Source organism: Streptomyces sp. CA-106110, assembly GCF_050936285.1.
Classification (GTDB): Bacteria; Actinomycetota; Actinomycetes; order Streptomycetales; family Streptomycetaceae; genus Streptomyces.
Genome location: NZ_JBNJNB010000001.1, coordinates 9,918,909 through 9,932,638, shown reverse-complemented (window position 1 = coordinate 9,932,638; position 13,730 = coordinate 9,918,909). Strand labels below are relative to the sequence as shown.

Sequence of the window (13,730 nt, the reverse complement as noted above, 5' to 3'; positions counted from 1 at the left end):
GCGGGCGGTCGCACGCGGACGCACCAAGGTTGTGTCCCGCGCACGCCGCCACCGGCCGGTCCTTGCGCGTTCTTCGCGCTCAACCCGCCGAGCTTGACGACGCCTTGACGCCTGTGTGACGCGGGTAACTGCCGCCCGCCGCTTCCGCTGCATCAAGAACGGCCCCAGACCCGTCAGAGTCGTATCAAGGCGCGTTGCGGCGGCTCACGCGGTCCTTATCGTCGGCGCTATGGGAAGCAGCAACGACGCGCCGAACGCCACAGTCGGCGCGCACCCGCAGGAGGGCGACCACGCGGTGTACGACCGCCGCTGGTCCGCAGACCTGCACAGCTCGATCCGGTGCGCTGCCATGCTCCTCGCCATGCTGCTCCTGATCGACTGGGGCTCCGGCAACGCGACGTGGTGGCGTGCCGCGCTGTGGCTCGCGCTCTCGGGGCTGCTCTTCGTCGTGCTCTTCCCCCGGCGGGTGACCGCGGGCGAGGGGTGGCTGGCCTCGCGCGGGCTGCTGGGCACCCAGCGGGTCCGGACCGACATGCTGGTGTCGCTGCGCTCCCTGGAGGGCGTCTCCCAGCGACTCGTTCTGCGGGACGCGCTCGGCAGCCGGGTCGAGCTGGACCCCCAGGTGCTGGTGAACAATCCCGACCTCTGGTACCGCCTCCACGAGGACGTACGCAAGTCCGAGGACCTCGGCTCCCTGCTGTGCGGGGCGACGGCACTGCGCCGTGTCCAGGAGCGGATCGAGCGCGAGACCGCCCGGACCGTGTTCAGGATGTCCGGTCTGGAGTAGCGGCCCCCGCTGCCCCGTCGCGTGGTCGCCACGCCCCCGTTCCGTCCCCTGGATTGCGGGCCTGCGCCCCGGTCAGTCCGCCTTGCTGTGCGCCTGGGCGGGGGTCTTTCCGGTCCAGGAGTGGAAGGCCCGGTAGAAAGAGTTGGGATCCTCGTATCCGAGCAGGAACGCGATCTCCCGTACGGTCAGCCCAGAGTGCGCGAGGTAGTGGCGGGCCAGGGCCTCACGCGTGTCGTTGAGCACCGTCTGGAAGGTGGTGCCCTCGAGGTTCAGCTGCCGTTGCAGGGTGCGGGTGCTCACGGTCAGCGATCTGGCGACGGCGTCCATCGACACACTGCCGGCCGGGAGCAGCTCCAGCAGGGCCGCCCTCACCCGTTCGGCCGCTGTCGCACCCGATCGCAGCTCGGACAGCCGGCGTCGCAGTTCCGGTTCGAAGAACTCCCACATGCCCTGGTCGGCGGTGAGGAACGGCCGGTCGGCGTCGGCCGCCGAGAAGGTGATCGACTCCCGTGGGCCGCGGTCGACGGGGGCGCCGAGGAAGTCCAGGTACGGGCGCGGGTCCGCGGGCGGCTCGAGTGTGCTGATCCGCAGCGGGCGCACCGGTGTCCTGGTCCCCGTCCTGGCGAGGATCACCCAGAACGCCAGTTCCGTCGTTGCCAGGACGGCCGGGGGCTGAAGCGGCGGTGGCCACCGGTAGGCAACGGTGATGTCGTCCGGTGTCTCGGTGACCTGGACGGACATGGGTCCGATGAGCTGTTTGTACACGGCGATCCGGTGAGTCGCCGCTCGCAGGTCGGGGCTGCACAGGGCGGCGAACAGCAAGGGGTCGAAGACCTCCGGGGACAACGCCTGACCGATGGTGATTGGCAGCCGCGGGTCGTCGGCCTCCGCTTCGATCGCCCGCCACAAGGCGAAGTATTGCTCGGACGTCAGTTGGGCGGGGGTCCGCGCGAACAGGTCCGCCGGCAGCCCCGCCCGGCGCAGTACATGGGCGGGCGAAATGCCGAGGTCCGACAGCAGGGCGCGGACGGGGGCGTGGACGGTGAACCGGTCAGCTGCCACGGTACGGACCTCCGTCACGTACGGCCCGGGCCGCGAGTGCCGCCACGGACCCGCGCGGCGCCGGAGCGGACGCGGACGGCTGTGCGGCGCGGCCCGGGTCGGGGAGGTACATCAGACCGCCCGCATCACCATGCGGTCGAACATCCGGTCGCCGAGCCACTTGCGCGCGGTGATCAGCGGCCTGCCGTACTTGCCGGCCACATAGCGGGTCCTGGGCCGGCGGGCGGTGATCGACCGGACGATCACATCGGCCAGACGGGACGCGGACGTGCTGCGCCCGGGCCGGTAGCTCTCCCGGGTGGACACCGCCAGCTTGTGCGCGAGATCGCCGTAGGCGGTGAATCCGGAGCGTTCCAGCATGGGCTCCACCATCACCTCGCCGAATTCGGTCTCGATGATGCCCGGCTCGATGATGACGACGTCGATGCCGAGCGGGGCGAGCTCCAGGCGCAGGCAGTCCGACCAGCCCTCCAGAGCGTGCTTGGTGGCGTGGTACCAGCTGCCCAGCGGCGTGTAGATCTTTCCGCCCATCGAGGAGATGTTCACGATCCTGCCGGCGCCCTTCTTGCGCATGTACGGCAGTACCAGCTGGGTGAGCCGGGCCAGGCCGAAGAGGTTGACCTCGAACTGGTAGCGGGCGTCGTCGACGCTGGTGTCCTCCATGGCGCCGTACATGCCGAAGCCGGCGTTGTTGACCAGGACGTCGACCCCGCCCTGGTCCGCGACGATGCGCTCGACCACGGCCGCGATGTCCTCCTCCTTGGTGATGTCCATCCCGAGCGTCACCGCCCCCAGCTGCTCCAGGTCCCGCATCCGTTCGACCCGGCGGGCGACGGCGTAGACGGTGAACCCCTTCTCGAGGAGTTTCCTGGCCGTCTCCAGGCCCATGCCGGACGAGGCTCCGGTCACCAGTGCTGTAGGCATGACTCTCTTCTCTCCGTGTCGCTTCGCGGTCGATGACCCGGCTGCTGCCACCGAGAACGCTACGGACGGCCGGTGCACCCCGCACTGGCAGAAGGCGCCATCCTGCTCGCACAGCGCGCCAGATCCTGCGGGCGCCGTCGGCCGGTCCACGGCCGCCACGAACGGTTTCGCGTCGGCGGACACTGAGGCGCTTCGCCGGGAGATCCCGTCAAGGCCGGGCGTGAGCGGCAGGCGCCGGCGGAGCGAGGTGGTCGCGGGTGGGTGAGGAGCCCGTCCAGCCGCGGCCGCCCCCCGTGCCGCGCGGCTCCCGGATGCCGGCCGGGCCGGTCATGAGAGGCCACCCACGCTCTGCGCGCCCTGCCGACGGGGCTGCTGGGACGGCTCGGCGACGGGCAGGGACAGCACCATGGTGAGTCCGCCGCCCGGGGTGTCCTCGGGGGTGAGGGTTCCGTTCATCGCCTCGGCCAGGCCCTTGGACAGCGCGAGGCCGAGGCCGAGGCCGGTTTTGTTGTCGGTGTCGCCGAGGCGCTGGAAGGGCTCGAAGAGCCGGTCGCGGCCGGTGGGCGGCAGACCGGGGCCGCGGTCGATGATCCGCAGCTCCACACGGCCTGCGAGGGCGCTGGCGGTCACCAGGACGGTGGCACCGGCCGGGTTGTGGCGGGCCGCGTTGCCCACCAGGTTCGCGATCACACGCTCCAGCAGGGGCGGATCCACCAGCACCGGCGGGATGTCCTCCAGGTTCCCCGCCTCGACCCCGGAGAAGTCCGCCATCGCCATCGGCAGTACCTCTTCCAGCGTGGTGACGCGCAGTTTCAGAGTGAGAGCCCCTGCCTCGAGACGGCTGAGGTCGAGGAGGTTCTCCACCAGCCGGTTGAGTTTCGCCATGGACTCGTCGGCGGTCGCCAGCAGCTCGTCCCGGTCCTCGGGCGAGAACTGCACGTCGCGGCTGCGCAGCGAGGTGACGGCCGCCCAGCCCGCCGCGAGCGGGGTGCGCAGGTCGTGGCCGACGGCGCGCAGCAGCGCCGTACGCATCCGGTCGGCGGCCTTGACCGGTTCGACCTCGGCGGCGGCCTCGGCCAGCCGGGCCCGCTCGACGGCGGATCCCACATGCGCGGCGAAGGCGGCGAGGACACGCCGCTCGGAAGTCGACAGGGTGCGCCCGCGCAGCGCGAGGAAGGCGCCGGGACCCGCCGGCACAGCCGTGACACCCTCGGCATCCGGTGGTTCGTCGACCAGTTCGGCCGACTCCATCCCGAAGGTCTCCTGGGTACGCTCCAGCAGGGCCGGGATCGTCTGGCCACCGCGCACGATGCTGCCCGCCAGTGAGGACATGGTCTCCGCCTCGGCGGCAGCGCGTGCCGAGCGCCGGGACAGACGCAGCGAACGGTCGACGACGGCTGCCACGACGGCGGCCACCACGGCGAAGACGGCGAGTGCGATCAGCGCGTTCGGGTCGCCCAGCGTGAACTGCCCTATGGGCGGGATGAACCAGTAGTTGAGCAGCAGGGACGCCGTCACTGAGGCGATCACCGCCGAGACGACCCCGCCGATGCAGGCCACGCCCACCACGGCCAGCAGGAAGAGCAAGGCGTCGCTGGTGAGGTTCAGCGTGCCGCGCACCTGGGCAAGGGCGACGGTGAGCAGCACCGGGAGCACCAGGCCGGCCACCGGTCCGGCGATCAGGCGGCGTGTCGACAGGGTGCGGCGACGCGACGGCAGCAGGGTGCCCCGTCCGGCGCGCTCGTGCGTGACCTGGTGGACGTCGATGTCCCCGCTGATCGCGGTCACGGTCTCCCCCGTGCCCAGACCCGTCAGGAACCGCTCCAGACGCCCGCGACGGCTGGCACCGAGGACCAGTTGAGTGGCGTTCTCGGCGCGGGCGAACTCCACCAGGGCGGTGGCGACATCGTCGCCGACGATCGAGTGGTAGCTGCCGCCGAGGTCCTCGACGAGCCGCCGCTGCCGGGCCAGCGAGGCGAGCGAGACCCCGGCGGCGAGCCCGTCGCTGCGGGCCACGTGCACGGCGAGCAGATCGCCGCCGGCGGAGCGGTCGGCGATCCGGGCGGCCCTGCGGATGAGTGTGTCGCCCTCCGGGCCACCGGTGAGGGCGACCACGACCCGCTCGCGTGTCTCCCACACCCGGCCGATGGCGTGTTCGGCCCGGTACGCCTGCAGTGCGTCGTCCACCCGGTCGGCCACCCACAGCAGGGCCAGCTGGCGCAGCGCGGTCAGATTCCCGGGCCGGAAGTAGTGGGCGAGGGCGGCGTCGATCTTCTCTGGCGCGTAGATGTTGCCGTGCGCCATACGGCGGCGCAGCCCTTCGGGAGGAATGTCCACCAGTTCGATCTGGTCGGCCCGCCGTACCACCTCGTCGGGCACCGTCTCGTGCTGCGGCACCCCGGTGATCTTCTCGACGACGTCCTTCAGGGACTCCAGGTGCTGGATGTTGACGGCGGAGATGACGTCGACCCCTGCCGCCAGCAGCCGTTCCACGTCCTGCCAACGCTTGGGGTTGCGCCCGCCGCCGGGAACGTTCGTGTGGGCCAGTTCGTCGACCAGGGCGACGTCGGGCCGGCGTTCCAGCACCGCGTCCAGGTCCATCTCGGGGAACACCCCCTCGCGGTACTCGCACCGCGCCCGGGGCACGATCTCCAGCCCCTCCAACATCTCCTCGGTGTGCCGACGGCCGTGGCACTCCCCGAACCCGACCACCACGTCCGCGCCCCGGGCGGCCCGGCGCCGCCCCTCGTCGAGCATGCGGTAGGTCTTTCCCACTCCCGGGGCGGCCCCGAGGTACACCTTCAGTCGTCCGGGCCGTACGTCACTCATCGCAGCCGAGGCGCTCCGCTCACTGGCTCAACTCCCACGGAGGGGAACAGGTCACTTCTCGCAGTCACTGCTCCCACGGAAGCCGTTCCGTGACCTCGTCGGCACGGCCGTTAGCGGATCCTTGGCGCCGCCCATGTGGACCTTGACACTGTCTTGACGAGTGCAGGAGCCGATAGGGTGAAGGCGGTGTGCCGGGAAGTCTGGTCGGCGAGGAGCCAACGTGGCTCCGTTCGAGCCCAGGGGACGGCATGCGCAGCGTAGGGACGGTTCTTTCACTTGTGATATTGGCCACCATCGTGGCGACCTTCGCGCGACGGTGGCGTATCCCCGCGCCCTCACTGCTCGTGGTGGCAGGCTTGGCCGTCGCCTTGCTGCCGGGAACCCCGGAGATCCAGATCAGTCCCGAGGTCATCGGGCTCGTGGTGCTGCCGCCGCTGCTGTACGCGAGTGCCGAGGACATGTCGTGGCGCGAGTTGCGCGCCGTGTGGAAGCCGGTCGGAATTCTCTCCGTCGGCCTCGTCCTTGCCTCGGCGGCCGCGGTGGCCGCCGTGGCGTCCCTGGTGACGCCGCTGCCCTGGCCCATGGCGTTCGTCCTCGGCGCGGTTCTGGCCAGCACCGACCCGGTGGCGGTCACCGCGCTCGGCCGGCGGCTGGCGCTGCCGCCCAAGGTCCAGGTCCTGGTCCAGGCGGAGAGCCTGTTCAACGACGCGACCTCGCTGGTGCTGTTCCGGGTCGCGGTGAGCGTCGCCGTGGCCTCCGCGGCCGCCGACTGGGGCGCGGCGGGCGGCGAGTTCATGCTGCTCGCGGGCGGCGGCACGGTGATCGGTGCCGCGCTGGCCGGAGTGGTGACCCTGATCCGGCGGCGCACCGAGGACCCGGTGCTGGAGACCGTGATCGCCCTGGTCACGCCGTACGCCGCCTACGTCCTCGCGGAGGCCGCGCACACCTCCGGCGTCACGTCCGTCGTGGTCGCCGGGGTGGTCCTCGGCGGGCGGGGCGACCGGCTCACCAACGCCCGCATCAGGCTCCAACTGCACGCGGTGTACGGCACGGTGGTGTTTCTGCTCGAGAGCGTCGTCTTCAGCCTGATCGGCCTCGCCCTGCCCGCACAGGTGCGGGCGCTGTCCGACGGCGACCGGACCTGGCCGCTGTACGCGCTGGCCGTCGCCGGAACGCTCATCGCCGTGCGTCTGCTCTGGTTGGCGCCCCTGTCCGCGGTCGTGCAGCGCAGGGGCGGGATCCAGCGCATGAACTGGCGGGTGCCGATGGTCCTCACCTGGGCGGGCACCCGAGGGGTCGTCCCCCTGGCCGCGGCGCTGTCGATCCCGGTGACCACGGCACACGGCGCCGCGCTGTCGCAGCGGCCCCTGGTGCTCGTCCTGACGACGTCGGTCGTGGTCGTCACCCTCGTCGTCCAGGGCTTCACCCTGGCCCCCGTCGTCCGCCGCTCGGGCATCGCGCTCGAACCCGACCACACGGAACGCGAGGAGGCGGCGGCCCGCTGCAGCCTGGCCGGGGCCGGTATCCGCCGCCTGGACGAGCTGGCCGCGTTGGACGCGGCGCCGGACGTCGTCCTCGACCGGCTCCGCCGGGCTCTCAACGCCCGCCTCGACGACGCGCGCGACCGCCTCACGGACACCAACGGCGTGGTGCCCGCCGAATCCGCCGACCTGGTCTACCGCCAGCTGCGCCGCGACCTGATCGCGGTCGAAACGGTGGAACTGCAGCGCCTGTACGACGAGCACGCGATCAGCGACACCACCCGCAGGCGCCTGCAGCGCTCCTTGGACCTGGAAGAGGCCAGGCTGGCGGACGCCTGAGAGCGAGGAGGGCTCAGCGGAACTCGGCGAGCCGGGGCCGCAGTCCCAGGGCGGTGAGGGCGGCGGCCGCGAGCAGCAGGCCGCCCGCCCACGGCAGCAGTCCGCTCACGCCGGAGCGGCCCTCACGCACTGAGGACGCGAAGTGGGCCCGGTTGATGTCCGTCAGCTTGTCCAGCGCGGCCATCCATTCCCCGAAGTGGGCGTTGGAGGTGCCGGGCTCCCAGCCCATGCAGAACTCCGCCGCCTCGTGCTCCTTGCCGGCCGCGAGCAGGGCGCGGATCTTGCGGTCGTCGCGCTGGTACACGGCGTAGGTGCCGACGGTCCGCTCGGCCGCGATCCGCTCGCCGGGGAAGGTGATGTTGTCAAGTTCGCGCCGGAATTCGCCGGTGAAGCGCAGGTCGTGGTGGTCGGTGCGGTAGGCGTTCCAGGTGGCGGCAAGTCCTGCGTCGTACGTCGCGAGGGTGGCACCCTTGATGCCGTACAGCTGCTGGGACTTGATGAGGAACGAACGCGCGTACTGGTCGTGGCGCTCGGGGTCGAGGAGGTAGCGGCTCTCGTCGGCGTTGGCGTCGTAGGCGATGGCCCGGGCGCGGGAAAGGGCGACGACGGAGTCGAAGGCGTCACGGCGGGCGCTGCGCAGGTGTTCCGCGGAGGCGGAGAGCATCTGTGATCCGAGGATCACCGCGAGGAGGGTGCACACGGTGGCGGCGAGCACACCGGGATTGAGGATCCGGTGGAAGCGGCGGGCCAGATACCACTGCAGTACGGCCAGCACGGCGAGGAGCAGCGCGCCGAGGATCAGCACGGCGGTGAGCTGCGCGGACAGGGTCGAGCGGGCCTGGGCGTACTGTCCGTTGAACTCCGTGTTGTTGGACTCCACCAGCCGCCGCGCGTCCGGCAACAGGCTCCGCTGGAGCAGATCCGTCGCCGTGCGGTAGTCGGCCAGTGCGGCCGTCTTGCCGCCGCTGCGCGCGTCGTTCTCCAGTGCGCGGCCGATCAGTTCCTGGTACTCGGCGAAGTCGTCGGTCAGCGACTCGACGGTCCGCTCGTCGGCTGGGGCGCCCTGGGCTGCGACGGCCAGGGTGCGCAGGTCGTGGCCGATCTCGCGGCGCGCGGCCCCATAGAAGCCGACGGCCTTCTCGTACGGCGTCACAAGGCGCCCACGACCTGCGTCCCCGCTGGACAGCAGGATGTTGGCGGCCTGCGCGTCCATGTCGTTGAGGGCGAGGTTCAGGTCGGCGGCGCTGGTGGTGCGGGGCGCGTCGCGGCCGGCGACGGAGTCCCAGGTACCGGTGGCGGCCAGGCCGGCCAGCAGGAGCAGCAAAGCCAGGGCGGCGGCGAGCGAGACCGTGACCGCACGCAGGAAGCGCAGGCGCGCGGGCAGAGTGGCCCAGCAGCGGCGGCGCAGAGCGGCCCACGCGGCCACGGTCTCGCGGCGGAAGCGAGGCCTCCGCCCGCCCGGTCGCGGCCCCCCTCTTGGCCGCGAACCGGTCCCCCCCTCGGGCGGGACGACCGTCGGCTTTCGTGGTGGCGCGCCTTCCCCTTGCGGGGCACGCGCTGTTCCGGCCGTGATGGTCACGGTCCCTCCCACGTCAGACCACGGACGGTCGCCCGTCCCCCGTTGCCGCTCAGTCTGCGACCGGTTCCGGCCACGGACGACCTGCGTTGACGCGCCCCTGACGCTTTATCAAGCTGCTTTGACGGGACTTTGACGGGCCGCCCGCGAGTCCCGTATGAGCGCCGCAAATACCGCGCTGAGCAGGTAAGTTCAGACGCCTCGCGCGGTCGGGCTCTCCTTCCGCCGCCACAGAGCCGCGGACGTCGGCGGACCAGTCCTGCCGTTCGCCGGCATCAAGCTGATCAGCGTGGTGATCTTGCCGGAGCCCAGCCTCCACTGAGCCTCACCTCCGCTGAGCGAGAAGGCCCCGTCAAGAACGCGTATGCGCACGTCAGATCGGCGTATGGGATCACGTGTCGGGCTTGTCCTGGACCTGCGGAACGACTTCGATGGACGGCGTGAACAGCGCATGGCTTCTCTTCGACCGGCCGCCGAGTCCCGGCGTGACCTGTCGTGCGCCTCGCTGCCCGGAAACGCCCGTGTCCGCCGTCGTCCGCTGACGCCGACGCGTTTTCCGTAGCCCTCGGGGCGCCGTGATCCACGTCCGGCGCCCCTTTGTCGTATCCGCACATCACCGGCCGCCCGCGCGGGCCGAGCCGGCGTGCCCGCATCCCCGGAATGGACCATGTCCGACCTTTCGTCCCGTACCGTTCTGATCACCGGAGCCACCTCCGGCATCGGCCTGGAGACCGCCCGCCAGCTCGCCGAGCGCGGCGCCACCGTGCTGCTGCACGGCCGTACCGTCGAGGAGACGCAGGCGGCCGTCGACCGTCTCGTCGCCACGACCCGCATCGATGCAGCCCAACTGCGGCCCCTTGCAGCCGACTTCGCACACCTGGAGGAGGTCGAGGCGCTGGCCGACCGCGTCGTGCGTGAACACCCGCACCTGGATGTGCTGGTGAACAACGCCGGCATGGCGGCACCGGAACGCCACACCATCACTGCGGACGGCAACGAGATCGCCTTCCAGGTCAACTTCCTCGCGCACTACCTGCTGACCTGCCTGCTGGAGCCGGCCCTCACCAGCGAGCCGGGCGGCCGGGTCGTGAACGTGTCGTCCTCCCTGCACCGGACGGCGTCGATCCAGTGGTCCGACCCGAACCGGGCCCGCCGTTACTCGCGGCTCGCCGCCTATGCCCAGTCCCAGCTGGCGCTCACCGTTTTCGCGGCCGACCTGCGCGTCACCGCCGTCTCCGTGCACCCGGGCATCTGCGACACGGCGCTCCTGTCTCTTTACGGGCTCGAAGGCGTCGCCCCCGCCGAGGGTGCCGCCTCTGTGGTCCGGCTGTGCGACCCGGCGGTGGAGATCGTCAACGGCGCCTACTACGACCGCGACGAACGCATGGACCCGGCACCGGCGGCGCAGGAGGAGCGCACGGTCAAGCGCCTCAACAAGCTGGCGGACCTGCTGGTCGGCCGCAGCGCTTGAACAACACATCACAGAACAGGAGTTGACCCACATGTCCAAGCGAGCCCGGAAGAAGAAGGCCCGCCGCAAGAAGAAGGCGAACCACGGCAAAAAGGCCAACCAGGGGTAACGCCGACCCAGGGCGGGGCGAGCGTCCGGCCACGGGCGCTCGCCCCGCTCCATCCGTCCTCTATCACCGCCGAAGCGTCTTCGCCGTCCGAGCTCCTTCGCCGTCGAAGCGTCTTCACCGTCCTCACGTGGAGGCGTCGATGATCGAACTCGTACCCGACCAACTGCCGCCGCTCACCCGCTGGCTGCCCGCGGGCTCGCCGGGGCCGGCCGTCGTCGGCGAACACGTACTGAGCACCGGCATCGGCCACTGGTGGGCGGACCGGCCGGTCCAGCCCCGTGCAATCGCCGTGTCCTGCGCGGGATTCACCGTGCTCCGCGGGACGCCGGAGGTGCTCACCCCCGAGGCCCTGGCACCCCTGGCACACCACTACATCGACGCCCCGGCCCGCTTCCTGCCCACCCTGCGGGCAGCCTTCGACCGTCTCACGCCCTGGGAACGCATGGTCTGGACCCTGCAGGTCGATCCGCAGCCCGCCCCCACCCCGCGGGGCGTGACCGTACGCCGTCTCGGCCGCGGGGACGCCGACGCCCTGGCCGCGCTCGGCCCCGAGGCGGAGTGGATCCACGCCCCCTGGGGCGGCCCGGCGAGCCTCGCCTCCTCCGGTCACGGCTGGGCGGCTGTGGACGCGACGGGCCGGCTGCTGACGGTGGCCTGTACGCACTTCCGCGGCACCAGGTACGAGGACGTGGCCGTCTTCACCCGCCCCGAACACCGCCGCCACGGTCTCGGCCTCGCCTGTGTCACCGCTCTCTGCGCGGACATCACCGCACGCGGTCACATCCCGAGCTGGAACTGCTCGGTCCACAACCGGGCCAGCCGTCTGCTCGCCTGGACCGCGGGTTTCAGGCTGGTGCGCGAGTACGTCCATCACGCGGCGGGAAGCCCCCTCGCAGCCGGGGGAGACCACCTGCGTCATGACGCAGCGTGTTCGCCGCGGGCAGGGCGGTCCGCCGCACGCACCGCGTAACAGTACAAGTGGCGGCCTGCCGTTTTGATGCGTTCCTGATATCGCTTCGACGCATCATTGATGTCCGACCCGTCGTTCTTAACGGAAGCTTGACACCCCCGCCCCACGCATCCGTGGGCCCAGGCGTCACTCTCCGCATACGCTGGTGCGGCCGTCCGTGTGACGGCCCAGTCCCGCACCGAGCCGTACACCAGGAGAGCATTGCCGATGGCCACCACCGAACACCCACCTGCGAGCCGCTTGCGGGCGTGGATGCTGGAGGGGCTGTCCGACATGGGCAAGGGCTCCGCGACTCCGCACGCCCAGCCCGAGTCACCGCACAAGGGCCAGCCCTGGTGGCGGGTGATGTGCCTGACCGGCGTCGACTACTTCTCCACCCTCGGCTACCAGCCCGGCATCGCCGCCCTCGCCGCCGGACTGCTCTCCCCCATCGCCACCATCGTCCTCGTGATCGTCACGCTGGCCGGCGCCCTGCCGGTCTACCGGCGGGTGGCGCAGGAGAGCCCGCACGGCGAGGGCTCCATCGCCATGCTGGAAAGGCTGCTGTCGTTCTGGCAGGGCAAGCTCTTCGTCCTCACCCTGCTGGGCTTCGCCGCCACCGACTTCCTGATCACCATCACACTCTCGGCCGCCGACGCCTCCACCCACCTGATCGAGAACCCGCATCTGACCGGCACCCTCCACGGCCACCAGATGATCATCACCCTGGTGCTCATCGCCCTGCTGGGCGCGGTGTTCCTCAAGGGGTTCCTGGAGGCGATCGGCGTCGCCTTCGCCCTGGTCGGTATCTACCTCGCGCTGAACGCCGTGGTGGTCGTCGTGGGCCTGTGGCATGTGGCCACCGCCGGCCATGTGGTCACCGACTGGACGGGCGCCCTTACCACCGAGCACGGGAACGTCTTCGTCATGATCGGTGTGGCGCTGATCGTCTTCCCGAAGCTGGCGCTGGGTCTGTCGGGCTTCGAGACGGGTGTCGCCGTCATGCCGCATGTGCAGGGCGACGCCGGCGACACGGAGGAGCGGCCCACCGGCCGGATCCGGGACGCCAAGAAGCTGCTGACCACCGCCGCGGTCATCATGAGCGGCTTCCTCATCACCACCAGCTTCATCACCACCCTGCTGATCCCGGAGAAGGAGTTCCAGACGGGCGGCCAGGCCAACGGCCGCGCGCTGGCCTACCTGGCGCACGAATACCTGGGGAACGCCTTCGGCACGGTCTACGACGTCTCCACCATCGCGATCCTGTGGTTCGCGGGAGCCTCCGCGATGGCCGGCCTGCTCAACCTGATGCCGCGCTACCTGCCCCGCTACGGCATGGCCCCGCACTGGGCGCGCGCCGTGCGGCCCATGGTCATCGTCTTCACGCTGGTCGCCTTCCTGGTCACCTGGATCTTCGACGCCAATGTGGACGCCCAGGGCGGCGCCTACGCCACCGGTGTGCTGGTCCTGATCAGCTCCGCGGCGATCGCGGTGACCATCGCCGCCCGCAAGGCCGCACAGCGCAGATGGACCATCGTGTTCGCGATCATCTCGGCCGTCTTCCTCTACACGACGGTCGTCAACGTGATCGAGCGGCCCGACGGTGTGAAGATCGGCGCCTGCTTCATCGCCGGGATCATCCTGCTCTCGCTGCTCTCCCGCCTCGCCCGCGCCTTCGAGCTGCGGGTGACCAGCGTGACCCTGGACACCCTGGCCGAGCGCTTCGTCCGGGACATCGCCAGCCGCAAGATCCGGTTCATCGCCAACGAGCCGGACAACCGGGACGTCGCCGAGTACCGCGCCAAGATCGAGCAGATACGCGCCGACAACGACATCACGCCGCAGGACGACTTCGTCTTCGTCGAGGTGACGGTCGGCGACCCGTCGGAGTTCGAGGCCGGTCTGACCGTCCGCGGCGAGGTGCTGCACGGCCGCTACCGCGTGCTCACACTGGAGTCGTCCTCCATCCCCAACGCCCTCGCCGCTCTGCTGCTGCACGCCCGGGACATGACCGGCTGCATCCCGCACATGTACTTCGAGTGGACCGAGGGCAGTCCCTTCACCAACTTCCTGCGCTTCTTCCTCTTCGGCCAGGGCGAGGTGGCACCCGTGACCCGGGAGGTGCTGCGGGAGGCAGAGCACGACCGCAAGCGGCGGCCGAAGGTCCACGTCGGCTGACGCGGCGCACACACGGACGGCGCCC

10 protein-coding genes are annotated in these 13,730 nt (G+C 70.9%); 6 read left to right on the top strand and 4 right to left on the bottom strand.

The window, feature by feature from the left end; genetic code table 11:
• Window positions 1-229: 229 nt before the first annotated feature.
• The gene (locus ACQEXA_RS45870) at window positions 230-787 is read left to right on the top strand and encodes a hypothetical protein (RefSeq protein WP_432924924.1); all 558 of its coding nucleotides are present in this window, start codon (window positions 230-232) and stop codon (window positions 785-787) included.
• A 72-nt stretch (window positions 788-859) separates the two neighbouring features.
• Here ACQEXA_RS45870 and ACQEXA_RS45865 read toward each other — a convergent pair whose 3' ends face one another.
• The 3 genes from ACQEXA_RS45865 to ACQEXA_RS45855 form a co-directional block, all read right to left on the bottom strand.
• Window positions 860-1,849, bottom strand: a complete 990-nt coding sequence (locus ACQEXA_RS45865; RefSeq protein ID WP_432924926.1) for an AraC family transcriptional regulator ligand-binding domain-containing protein — start codon at window positions 1,847-1,849, stop codon at window positions 860-862.
• A 111-nt stretch (window positions 1,850-1,960) separates the two neighbouring features.
• Window positions 1,961-2,773, bottom strand: coding sequence for an oxidoreductase (locus tag ACQEXA_RS45860; RefSeq protein WP_432924928.1), 813 nt, complete (start codon window positions 2,771-2,773; stop codon window positions 1,961-1,963).
• A gap of 327 nt (window positions 2,774-3,100) precedes the next feature.
• Entirely contained in the window at window positions 3,101-5,602 is a 2,502-nt protein-coding gene (locus ACQEXA_RS45855; protein WP_433132867.1) for an ATP-binding protein, read from the bottom strand.
• Between the two features lie 248 nt (window positions 5,603-5,850).
• On the opposite strand from ACQEXA_RS45855, the gene ACQEXA_RS45850 reads away from it, so the two are divergent.
• Window positions 5,851-7,422, top strand: coding sequence for a Na+/H+ antiporter (locus ACQEXA_RS45850; protein ID WP_432924932.1), 1,572 nt, complete (start codon window positions 5,851-5,853; stop codon window positions 7,420-7,422).
• A gap of 13 nt (window positions 7,423-7,435) precedes the next feature.
• On the opposite strand, the gene ACQEXA_RS45845 is transcribed toward ACQEXA_RS45850, so the two are convergent.
• A complete protein-coding gene (locus ACQEXA_RS45845) occupies window positions 7,436-8,848 on the bottom strand; it encodes a hypothetical protein (protein WP_432924934.1) in 1,413 nt (470 codons plus the stop codon).
• Window positions 8,849-9,665: 817 nt separating this feature from the next.
• Here ACQEXA_RS45845 and ACQEXA_RS45840 point away from each other — a divergent pair.
• The 4 genes from ACQEXA_RS45840 to ACQEXA_RS45825 all read left to right on the top strand — a co-directional run bounded on the left by ACQEXA_RS45840 (window position 9,666) and on the right by ACQEXA_RS45825 (window position 13,705).
• Complete coding sequence (locus tag ACQEXA_RS45840; protein WP_432924936.1) at window positions 9,666-10,469, top strand: SDR family NAD(P)-dependent oxidoreductase; 804 nt, start codon at window positions 9,666-9,668, stop codon at window positions 10,467-10,469.
• A 31-nt stretch (window positions 10,470-10,500) separates the two neighbouring features.
• A complete protein-coding gene (locus ACQEXA_RS45835) occupies window positions 10,501-10,578 on the top strand; it encodes a 50S ribosomal protein bL37 (protein WP_432938966.1) in 78 nt (25 codons plus the stop codon).
• A gap of 139 nt (window positions 10,579-10,717) precedes the next feature.
• Entirely contained in the window at window positions 10,718-11,548 is an 831-nt protein-coding gene (locus ACQEXA_RS45830) for a GNAT family N-acetyltransferase (protein WP_432924938.1), read from the top strand.
• A 207-nt stretch (window positions 11,549-11,755) separates the two neighbouring features.
• Window positions 11,756-13,705 carry an amino acid transporter gene (locus ACQEXA_RS45825; protein ID WP_432924940.1) on the top strand — a complete coding sequence of 650 codons (1,950 nt, stop codon included), beginning with the start codon at window positions 11,756-11,758 and terminating at the stop codon, window positions 13,703-13,705.
• Window positions 13,706-13,730: the final 25 nt, after the last annotated feature.

Coding starts and splice junctions, on each gene's coding strand:
- ACQEXA_RS45870 (WP_432924924.1), top strand. CDS start 230: ATGGGAAGCAGCAACGACGCGCCGAACGCCACAGTCGGCGCGCACCCG.
- ACQEXA_RS45860 (WP_432924928.1), bottom strand. CDS start 2,773: ATGCCTACAGCACTGGTGACCGGAGCCTCGTCCGGCATGGGCCTGGAG.
- ACQEXA_RS45855 (WP_433132867.1), bottom strand. CDS start 5,602: ATGAGTGACGTACGGCCCGGACGACTGAAGGTGTACCTCGGGGCCGCC.
- ACQEXA_RS45850 (WP_432924932.1), top strand. CDS start 5,851: ATGCGCAGCGTAGGGACGGTTCTTTCACTTGTGATATTGGCCACCATC.
- ACQEXA_RS45840 (WP_432924936.1), top strand. CDS start 9,666: ATGTCCGACCTTTCGTCCCGTACCGTTCTGATCACCGGAGCCACCTCC.
- ACQEXA_RS45835 (WP_432938966.1), top strand. CDS start 10,501: ATGTCCAAGCGAGCCCGGAAGAAGAAGGCCCGCCGCAAGAAGAAGGCG.
- ACQEXA_RS45830 (WP_432924938.1), top strand. CDS start 10,718: ATGATCGAACTCGTACCCGACCAACTGCCGCCGCTCACCCGCTGGCTG.
- ACQEXA_RS45825 (WP_432924940.1), top strand. CDS start 11,756: ATGGCCACCACCGAACACCCACCTGCGAGCCGCTTGCGGGCGTGGATG.